The following is a 7,275-nucleotide window of genomic DNA, read 5'->3' as shown; positions in this document are numbered from 1 at the left end:
CGCCTCCGTAGTGGGTGTCTGGGCGCTCTGGTGGGGTTCCATGGGCTGGTTGCTGGTGTTCCTGATTCTCGTTGCCTTCACGACGCCCTGGAAGGAGGGCGGCTACGGTGGCTGGGCCCCGTGACAGCCGCCGGTCAGGGGCCGGGCCTTGACTGCCGTGGTCGCCCGGATGGCACGAAGCGTCACGGGCGATGGGTGATGTTCTTCAGCAGCACCCGGATCAGGCGGAACGGGGCCCGGATCAGCCAGGTGAGGGCCGTCCAGTACCAGCGCCACAGTTCCGCGCCGAGGACCGGGACGAAGCGCTTGACCAGCAACATCATCACGGTCGAGACGGCGATCAGGGTGATGGCCTGGGCCACCAGGCCGGTGGCGGCGTCGATGACCGGTCGCATCGGCTCAGGCCCCGGTCTTGTTGCCGAAGATGACGTCGCCGCCGGCCTTCGGTCCGTTGACCATGTCGCCGGCGACCTCGATGTTCTCGATGTGGATGGCGTACTCCAGGGCCGGGTCGTCGATCGCGTCCACGACCCGCTGGGCCAGGCGGCTGATCACCGCGCCGTCGCGGCTGAGGACCGCCGCGCGCTGGGTGCCCGCGATGCCGATGCTCAGCACGTGCAGGGTGCCGAAGGAAAGGCGGCGGACCAGCCGGACGGTGATCACGATCAGGGCGACGAGCAGGACCACCCCGTAGCCGGTGGTCACCTCGGCCGGTACCGAGGTGCCGAGACAGCCGAGGATGACCAGGCCGATGACGCCCAGCACGAGCCAGGACCCGGTGTCCTTCAGGTAGGTGAAGAGCAGGCGGCCCCGCTTCACCGTCACCTCGAGCGGCTGAATCTTGGTGACATGCGCCAGCGGGTACGCGGTGGTGTCGACCCACAGCGTCCGCCGGCTGATCCGCACCTCGACGTCCTTGCGTCTGATGCTGCTTCTGCTCATGTACGTCTCTGACGGACCGGTCCGTCAGAGAGCACCATGCAGACGTACTTCAACCGCGTGAACGTCGCCGGCGATCTGGTCAACGGCCCGAAGATCGGGGGCGACGTCGTCTTCGGCGACAAGAACGGGACCCCGGAGAAGGCGGTCATCCTGCTGATGAGCGCCCACGCCGCCGGGGCGCCGCCGCTGCGCCTCGACGAGGAACGTCGCGCGATCGGTCAGGCGGTCACGCGGTCCCGCGGGCGGGATCGGCTCCGGGTCCAGACGGCCGACGCGGTGCGGCTGGACGACCTGCACGACGAGATGTTGGCCCACCGGCCGGTGATCGCCCACTTCAGCGGCCACGGTCACCCGACGGCCGGGATCCAGGTCGTCGACGAGCGCGGCCGGGGCCGGTTCGTGAAACCGGCGGCCCTGAGCCGGTTGTTCGGCGTTCTCCAGGCCGGTCTGCGGTGCGTGGTGCTCAACGCCTGCCACACCCGCGAGCAGGCGACGGCCATCGCCCAGCACGTTCCGTGCGTCATCGGCATGCAGCGGGAGGTGCTCGACCAGGCGGCCATCCAGTTCGCGCGGAGTTTCTACGCCGGCCTCGCGGGCGGGCTGACCATCGGCGGCTCGTTCGACCTCGCGCTCAACGGGCTGGATCTGCACGGTTTCCCGGACCAGGACGTCCCGACGCTCATCGCCCGGCCCGCGGCCGCCGAGCAGACCGTCGTCACAGTTCCTTGAGCGTCACAGTTCCTTGAGGCGGCGCTGGACCTCCTCGTCGACCTCGCCCCGGTCGTAGCCGCGCAGGACGATCGCGAACTCGGCCGTGCTCAGGGCCTGCCGGGCGGCGGCGGTGTCGCCGGCGGCGAGGGCCCGCTCGACCCGGGCGAACAACTGCTCGACCTCGGGCAGGGAGTAGCCGCGCAGGACCGTGGTGAAGCCGAGCGACGCGTCGTCCGGTGTGGGCGCGGGCGCGGGAAGCGGGCCGCCCAGCCGGGTCAGGCGCTCGCTGATGGCCTGCTCGACGGCGGGACGCTCGTAGCCGCGCAGGGTGACGCGCAGCATCGGGTCGCTCAACGTGGACCGGGCGGTGACGTGGGCGGTCTCGCTGCCGGAGGCCAGCGCCTGGTCGGCCAGGGCGAGGAGTTGGTCGACCTGCGGGCGGTCGTACCCACGGAACACGACGGTGAAGGGCTGCGTCATGAAGGCGAAGCCTAGGCCGTGTCGCAAACCCGGCCAAGCGCTCCGCCGCCCCGGTCGGGCCGGCGAGCACGGCCTAGGTGATCGCGTGCTCCACGGGCAGCCCCGCGTCGGCCCAGGGCTGGATGCCCTCGGTGTAGACGCTGATGTTGGTGTAGCCCAGCTGTTCCAGGGCGGCGGCCAGGTCGGGGCCGCGGGTGCAGTGCGCGTCGGTCGAGTACACGACGATGTCGGCGGCCCGGTCCGGGAGCACCGACGGCGCGCGGGCGGCGGCGTCCTCGGCGGTGAGGTTGACGGCGGAGGGCAGGTGGCGGTTGGCGTAGGCGTGGGCCGGCAGGGCGTCGACCACCGTCACGGCGCCGACGGACAGGGCGGATCGCAGGTAGTCGCGACCGATGTGGTGGGGCATGGCCGGACGGTAGGAGCGGCGGCGGACGGGCGGCAAACGGATTCGAGCGTGACCGAATAGGTGGCGAGGATGCGTGCGACCGGGCGGGTCCGGCGGGCGCGCGAAGGCGGCGGAATCGGGGGGCTGTGCGCGGCGGCGGGGCTCGGGCGGCGGGATTCTGGCCGGACCGGCCGGCACCACCCGAAGCGCCTCGCGGAGAGCTTGGTTTCCGCAGCTCAGGGGTGGTGACGGGACCGTGCTGCGCCCGTACCCGGAAGGGGTTTTCGGCAATCTCGATAGGTCGTTCCCGGTGACCGTCGGTGGTTGGTGCAATGCTGAGGAGGACGCCTACCAGCACCGCAGCAGTGGGAGGACACCCGATGCCACCGCTCACCCAGCAGAACCTGACCGAACTCCCGGAGGGGGTGCCCGGGCCCGGCTATGACCGCGGCCGGCTCCAGACCGGAATCGTGCATTTCGGGGTGGGTGGCTTCCACCGGGCTCATCAGGCCATGTACCTGGATCGTCTGATGAACGAGGGCAAGGCGCTCGACTGGGCGATCTGCGGCGTCGGCGTGATGCCCGCCGACCTGGGCATGCGCGACGTGCTCGACGCCCAGGACGGGCTCTACACGCTGGTCGTGAAGGCGCCCGACGGCACCCTCGAGCCGCGGGTCATCGGGTCGATCAAGGAGTACCTGTTCGCGCCGGAGGACCCGGAGGCCGTGATCGCGAAGATGGTCTCCCCCGAGATCAAGATCGTGTCGCTGACGGTGACCGAGGGCGGCTACAACATCAACGCCGTGACCGGGGAGTTCGTGTCCGACAATCCGGACATCCAGCATGACCTGCAGCCGGGGAACCAGCCGAAGACCACGTTCGGGCTGGTGGTCGAGGCGCTGGCCCGGAGGAAGGCGGCCGGGACGCCGCCGTTCACGATCATGAGCTGCGACAACATCCAGGGCAACGGCCACGCCGCGCAACGGAGCTTCGTCGCGTACGCCGCGCTGCGTGACCCGGAGCTGGGCACGTGGGTCGAGGACAACGTGGCCTTCCCGAACAGCATGGTCGACCGGATCACGCCGGTCACCACCGACGAGGACCGCGCGCTGGTCCGGAGCCGGTTCGGCATCGACGACGGCTGGCCGGTGGTGTGCGAGCCGTTCACCCAGTGGGTCCTCGAGGACACCTTCAACCAGGGCCGGCCGCCGTTCGAGGAGGCCGGCGTGCAGGTGGTCGACGACGTCGAGCCGTACGAGCTGATGAAGCTCCGCCTGCTCAACGCCAGCCACCAGGCGCTCTGCTACTTCGGCTACCTGGCCGGCTACCGCCTCGTGCACGACGTGGCCCAGGAGCCGCTGTTCGCCGACTTCCTGCTCGCCTACATGGAGCAGGAGGCGTCGCCGACGCTGGCGCCGGTGCCGGGCATCGAGCTGGACGACTACCGCCACCAGCTGATCGAGCGCTTCTCCAACGCGCAGGTCCGCGACACCGTGGCCCGGCTGTGCGCGGAGAGCTCGGACCGCATCCCGAAGTGGCTGCTCCCGGTGATCCGGCACAACCTGGAGACCGGCGGCCCGATCCTGCGCGCCACCGCGGTGGTCGCGTCGTGGGCCCGCTACGCCGAGGGCCGCGACGAAGAGGGCCGGCCGATCGAGGTGGTCGACCGGCTGGCCCCCGAGTTGAAGCAGCGGGCCCTGGATCGCACGTTCATCCAGAACCGTGACCTGTTCGGCGATCTGGCCGAGAACGAGCGGTTCGCCTCGACCTACCAGCAGGTGCTCGACCTGCTGCACGAGCGCGGGTCCCGCAAGACGCTCAAGGAGCTCGAGTAACTACGCGGCCAGCGCCACCTGGGCGGTCGCCCCGCCCAGGTGGCGCAGGTAGGCCGGCAGGGTGAGGAACTCGGTGCACGTGCGCTCGGTGACGAGCACGGTCAGCAGGGTACGGGCCTGCCCGTACCGCCGGGCCGCGTCCTCGTCGAGCGCGCCGGTCGCCGACAGCACGTCGAGCTCCTCGCGGAGCATCCGGGTGACCAGCCCGGCCGTGATCGGCACGCCGTAGTCGGTGGGGGTGCCCGACGAGAGCCACTGCCACAGCTGGGTCCGGCAGATCTCGGCGGTGGCCGCGTCCTCCATCAGGCCGTTCAGCGCGACCGCGCCCTGCCCGCCGAGCCACGCCGCGATGTAGCGCACGGCCACGCTGACCGAGGTCCGCAGCGCCACCTCGCTCACCCCGCCGTACTGGCGCTTCACGTCGAGCAGCTGCGCGGCGGTGACCCGCACGTCGTCGCGGCGGCGGACGATCTGGTGCGGCTCGAAGCCCAGCCACTGGTCGAACACGTCCCGGCAGGTCTCGACCAGACCGGGATGAGCCACCCAGGAGCCGTCGAAGCCGTCCCCCACCTCGCGGCGCTTGTCCTGCCGCACCTGGTTGAGCGCCCGCTTGGCCGCCACCGGGTCCTTGCTGGGCACGACCGCGGCCATCCCGCCGATCGCGTGGGCGCCGCGCCGGTGGCAGGTCGCCACGAGCAGTTCGGTGTACGCCCGCATGAACGGCGCGGTCATGGTGAGCTGGGAACGCTCGGCCAGCACCACGTCCGGCCGGTTCTTGATCATGCTGAACAGGTAGTCCCAGCGGCCGGCGTTCAGGCCCGCCGAGTGCTCGCGCAGCTCGTACAGGATCTCCTCCATCTCGAACGCGGCCGTGATGGTCTCGATCAGCACGGTCGCCCGGATGGTGCCGCGCGGGATGCCGAGCATCTCCTGGGCCTTGACGAAGACGTCGTTCCAGAGGCGGGCCTCCAGATGCGACTCCAGCTTGGGCAGGTAGAAGTACGGGCCGCTGCCGCGCTCGATCTGCTTGCGGCCACAGTGGAACAGGTACAGGCCGAAGTCGAACAGGGCCGCCGAGATGGCCCGGCCGCCGATCCGGATGTGGCATTCGGGCAGGTGCCAGCCTCTCGGCCGAACCATGATCGTGGCGTGTTCCTCGTTGTTCATCGGCATCGCGTCGAGGAGATTGAGCTGCCCCTCGATCAGGTTGTCCCAGGTCGGGGACGTGGCGTCCTCGAAGTCGGCCATCCACACCTTGGCGCCGGAGCTCAAGGCCTTGATCGTTTTTGACGCGGTGGGCGGCCCGGTGATCTCCACCCGCCGGTCCAGCAGGTCCTCGGCCGGCGGCGCGACCGTCCACGACGTGTCGGCCCGGATGTGCCTGGTCGATTCCAGAAAATCGAGTTCGCCGGTACGCGCGGCGCGCCGCCGGCGCCGACGGTCGAGCAGTTGCACCCGCCGCGCCCCGAACTCCCGGTCCAGCGCGACCACGAAGGCGACCGCCTCGGGGGTCAGGATCTCCGCGTACCGCCCGGCCGTGCTGCCGGTGATGACGATCTCTTCCACGCTGCTCATCAGAACTGCTCCGCTTCGGTCGAGCCGGACAGCGCCGTCGTGGAGCTGTCGGGGTTGAGCGCGGTGGACACGGCGTCGAAGTAGCCGGTGCCGACCTCGGCCTGGTGCTTGGTCGCGGTGTAGCCGTCCGCCTCGGCGGCGAACTCGGCCTCCTGGAGCCTCACGTACGCGCTCATGCCGCCCTCGGCGTAGCCCCGGGCCAGCTCGAACATCGAGTGGTTGAGCGCGTGGAAGCCGGCCAGCGTGACGAACTGGAACTTGTAGCCCATCGCCCCGAGCTCCTTCTGGAACCGGGCGATCGTGGCGTCGTCCAGGTTCTTACGCCAATTGAACGAGGGCGAGCAGTTGTAGGCCAGCATCTTGTCCGGGTGCTCGGCGTGGATCGCCTCGGCGAACTCCCGCGCGAACTCCAGGTCGGGCTTGCCGGTCTCGACCCACAAGAGGTCGGCGTAGTCGGCGTACGCGACACCGCGGGCGATCGCGGCCGCCGGCCCGCTCCGCACCCGGAAGAAGCCCTCCGCGGTGCGGTCGCCGGTGAGGAAGGGCTGGTCGCGCTCGTCGACGTCGGTGGTGAGCAGGTCCGCGGCCAAGGCGTCGGTACGGGCGATGACCAGCGACGGGACACCGCACACGTCGGCGGCCAGGCGGGCCGCGTTGAGCGTGCGGATGTGCTGCTGGGTCGGGATCAGCACCTTGCCGCCCAGGTGACCGCACTTCTTCTCGCTGGCCAGCTGGTCCTCCCAGTGCACGCCCGCCGCGCCGGCCGCGATCATGGCCTTCATCAGCTCGAACGCGTTCAGCGGCCCGCCGAAGCCGGCCTCCGCGTCGGCCACGATCGGCGCGAACCAGTCCCGCTCGTGCCGGCCCGCCGCGACCTCGATCTGGTCGGCGCGGGTCAGGGCGTTGTTGATCCGCCGGACGACCGCCGGCACCGAGTTCGCGGGATACAGACTCTGATCCGGGTACGTGTGCCCGGACAGGTTCGCGTCGGCCGCCACCTGCCAGCCGGACAGGTAGATCGCCTTGAGCCCGGCGCGCACCATCTGGACGGCCTGGCCGCCGGTCAGGGCGCCGAGCGCGTTGACGTATTCCTCGTCGTGCAGGAGCTCCCAGAGCCTCTCGGCGCCGCGCTCGGCGAGCGTGTGCCGCTCCTGGAGCGAGCCGCGGAGCCGCACCACGTCCTGCGCGGTGTAGTCGCGGCGGATGCCCAGCCAACGAGGATCGCCGGCCCAGGCCCGAGTGAGGTCCGCTGCGGTACCGCCTCTGACGTCGGTCATTGTTTCGATCCCCTCCTTGGTAAGAACCCCACTGTTGCTGGGTTGGGCCGGCGTTGTGGAGACGTTTGTG

The 7,275-nt window shown here is 70.5% G+C and carries 8 protein-coding genes; 2 read left to right on the top strand and 6 right to left on the bottom strand.

Translation table 11 applies throughout. The features are described 5' to 3' along the window. Window positions 1-182 precede the first annotated feature (182 nt). Entirely contained in the window at window positions 183-395 is a 213-nt protein-coding gene (locus tag AB0M54_RS28460) for a hypothetical protein (RefSeq protein ID WP_364327312.1), read from the bottom strand. Between the two features lie 4 nt (window positions 396-399). Then, window positions 400-942 (bottom strand): DUF6232 family protein, encoded by a 543-nt coding sequence (locus AB0M54_RS28455; RefSeq protein WP_364327315.1) that lies wholly within the window; start codon window positions 940-942, stop codon window positions 400-402. A 36-nt stretch (window positions 943-978) separates the two neighbouring features. Here AB0M54_RS28455 and AB0M54_RS28450 point away from each other — a divergent pair, with 36 nt between their 5' ends. After that, window positions 979-1,671, top strand: a complete 693-nt coding sequence (locus AB0M54_RS28450; protein WP_364327318.1) for a CHAT domain-containing protein — start codon at window positions 979-981, stop codon at window positions 1,669-1,671. Window positions 1,672-1,674: 3 nt separating this feature from the next. Here the strand turns inward: AB0M54_RS28450 and AB0M54_RS28445 are convergent, their stop codons facing one another. After that, on the bottom strand, window positions 1,675-2,133 hold the full coding sequence (locus AB0M54_RS28445) for a hypothetical protein (protein ID WP_364327321.1): 459 nt from the start codon (window positions 2,131-2,133) through the stop codon (window positions 1,675-1,677). Window positions 2,134-2,206: 73 nt separating this feature from the next. Further along, window positions 2,207-2,539, bottom strand: coding sequence for a rhodanese-like domain-containing protein (locus AB0M54_RS28440; protein WP_364327323.1), 333 nt, complete (start codon window positions 2,537-2,539; stop codon window positions 2,207-2,209). A gap of 359 nt (window positions 2,540-2,898) precedes the next feature. On the opposite strand from AB0M54_RS28440, the gene AB0M54_RS28435 reads away from it, so the two are divergent. After that, on the top strand, window positions 2,899-4,353 hold the full coding sequence (locus tag AB0M54_RS28435; protein WP_364327326.1) for a mannitol dehydrogenase family protein: 1,455 nt from the start codon (window positions 2,899-2,901) through the stop codon (window positions 4,351-4,353). Here the strand turns inward: AB0M54_RS28435 and aceB are convergent, their stop codons facing one another. Further along, window positions 4,354-5,928, bottom strand: a complete 1,575-nt coding sequence (gene aceB, locus AB0M54_RS28430) for a malate synthase A (protein WP_364474600.1) — start codon at window positions 5,926-5,928, stop codon at window positions 4,354-4,356. Next, a complete protein-coding gene (gene aceA, locus AB0M54_RS28425; RefSeq protein WP_364327332.1) occupies window positions 5,928-7,205 on the bottom strand; it encodes an isocitrate lyase in 1,278 nt (425 codons plus the stop codon). Before aceA ends, aceB begins: the two co-directional genes overlap by 1 nt. Window positions 7,206-7,275: the final 70 nt, after the last annotated feature.

Source organism: Actinoplanes sp. NPDC051470 (genome assembly GCF_040682035.1).
In the GTDB taxonomy this organism is placed as follows: Bacteria; Actinomycetota; Actinomycetes; order Mycobacteriales; family Micromonosporaceae; genus Actinoplanes.
This window is presented reverse-complemented; position numbering and strand designations above follow the sequence as displayed.

Bases quoted from the DNA above. Each gene is read 5' to 3' on its own strand.
- AB0M54_RS28440 (WP_364327323.1), bottom strand. From the start codon at position 2,539: ATGCCCCACCACATCGGTCGCGACTACCTGCGATCCGCCCTGTCCGTC.
- AB0M54_RS28450 (WP_364327318.1), top strand. From the start codon at position 979: ATGCAGACGTACTTCAACCGCGTGAACGTCGCCGGCGATCTGGTCAAC.
- aceB (WP_364474600.1), bottom strand. From the start codon at position 5,928: ATGAGCAGCGTGGAAGAGATCGTCATCACCGGCAGCACGGCCGGGCGG.
- AB0M54_RS28460 (WP_364327312.1), bottom strand. From the start codon at position 395: ATGCGACCGGTCATCGACGCCGCCACCGGCCTGGTGGCCCAGGCCATC.
- AB0M54_RS28445 (WP_364327321.1), bottom strand. From the start codon at position 2,133: ATGACGCAGCCCTTCACCGTCGTGTTCCGTGGGTACGACCGCCCGCAG.
- AB0M54_RS28435 (WP_364327326.1), top strand. From the start codon at position 2,899: ATGCCACCGCTCACCCAGCAGAACCTGACCGAACTCCCGGAGGGGGTG.
- AB0M54_RS28455 (WP_364327315.1), bottom strand. From the start codon at position 942: ATGAGCAGAAGCAGCATCAGACGCAAGGACGTCGAGGTGCGGATCAGC.
- aceA (WP_364327332.1), bottom strand. From the start codon at position 7,205: ATGACCGACGTCAGAGGCGGTACCGCAGCGGACCTCACTCGGGCCTGG.